General features: G+C 58.2%; 2 protein-coding genes. Both read right to left on the reverse strand.

The genetic code is table 11. The features are described from left to right. The coding region (locus tag INT22_RS08320; protein WP_193068047.1) for an iron chelate uptake ABC transporter family permease subunit at positions 1-624 on the reverse strand (624 nt) is incomplete at its 3' end. Positions 625-683: 59 nt separating this feature from the next. Beyond that, positions 684-1652, reverse strand: coding sequence for a FecCD family ABC transporter permease (locus INT22_RS08325; protein ID WP_193068054.1), 969 nt, complete (start codon positions 1650-1652; stop codon positions 684-686). Positions 1653-1769 lie beyond the last annotated feature (117 nt).

Here is a 1769-nt window from a genome sequence, read left to right on the forward strand (position 1 = left end):
ACCAAACACCGCTCCCACGCCAATGCCCGCGACAATAAACCGATAACCCTGAGTACCACTGCCTGCCGCGAGGCCAAAGGTCAGCACAGCGGCGGTCGTTGCCCCAGCCAATGCCATCGCGGGCGGCGCAATAGACACGCTCATGCCTACAATAGAGGCCACCGCAAACGCCGTTGCGCCATTATCAATACCGATAATGCCGGGCGTGGCTAGGCGATTGCATGCCAGGGTTTGCATCAAAATACCTGAAAGTGCGAACGCCGCTCCGGTAAAGCAAGCAGCGGCCAAACGAGGCAAACGCAGCTCCTGAACCATAAAGGCCGTCATCATGTCACCCTTACCTAATACGGCAGGAATAACCGCACTGGGCGCCAGCGGTACGCTACCTAAGCTTAGATAGAGCAGGCAAGATGCCAGCAATGCAATCAACAAACCAATATTGACCGCTAGCGCGCGCTTTTCGAGCAGGAAACTATAGCCCCAACGGGGTAGCGCGATATGCCAGTAGCCTTCCGGCGCTGGCACGCTATCGGCATGCTCTGCGGCATGGATTGGAACATTGTTTAAAACATGGCTGGGAGTGACAACATCCGTTAAAGGCGGATGATTCGCCATTATTTTCATATCAACACATCACCAAGATGACACCAAGACGCCTGGGCGGCAGGGTGTTAAAAAAAGCGTTACAGCATGGGTAACCGTTTAGCACGCACCACGGCAATCAATACCGGCGCGCCACATAGCGCGGTAAGCACCCCCAATGGCAGCTCGGAAGGTGCGACGGCAACACGCGAGATAATATCCGCCGAGAGCACAATCAATGGGCCTATCGGCAGGCAAAACCACAGCGTGCGGCGAATATCGGGTCCTGCAAACGCACGCGCTACAAACGGCACCACCAGCCCAACAAAGGCGATCGGCCCGGCAATCGCAGTTGCTGCACCAACCAGCAGAGCCACGCAACCAACGGCTACCCAACGGATCAGCGTGGGGTGATGCCCCAAGCCACTCGCCGCTCGCTCGCCTAGCGCCAGCGCAGCCAGTGGCCGCGCCATGATCACCACCGCGATGGCAGCAACTAGTAAGCTCGGCAGCACAGCCACAAGATCATCCAGCCGTCTTCCTGCCAGGCTGCCTATCACCCAAAAACGAATCTCATCAGCGGCGCGCTGGTCGTACAGCAGCATTAATGAGGTGAGCGAGCCTAACAGTCCAGAAAATGCCGCCCCCGCCAACACTAAACGCACCGGATCATTTCCCACTCCGCGAAAACGCGCCACGCTGAGGACACAAACACAACCAATCAGTGCTCCTAACTGGGCAACCGAAATGCGTAGCGTGGCAGCGCTAGCTCCTAGCACCAGTGCCAGTGCTACCGCAAAGGCCGCTCCTGCGCTTACCCCCAGCAGACCCGGCTCGGCGAGCGGGTTACGGGAAATGGCTTGTAGCAGCGCCCCGGCAACGCCCAATGCAATACCCACCACAATGCCAATTAAGGTACGCGGAGCACGAAGCTCCCAGACGATAAACTGCGCTTCGCTGTCGCTGGCACTCTGCAGCAATCCCAGCACTCGGCGTGGCCCCACCTCTCCTGCCCCAATCAGTAAACTAACGACGCTCACCGCCACAAGGGCGGTGAGCAGAATAAGCATCCATGTACGGGGAGCATAGCGCCGACTGGCGCCGCCCATTGCGTTAGATAGTGATGTCACGGCAACAATGCGTTCTCGATATCGTCCAGAATGGCTTGAGCGGCCAGCGGGCCGTTG

This window comes from Halomonas sp. 3D7M (assembly GCF_014897885.1).
Lineage (GTDB): Bacteria > Pseudomonadota > Gammaproteobacteria > Pseudomonadales > Halomonadaceae > Vreelandella.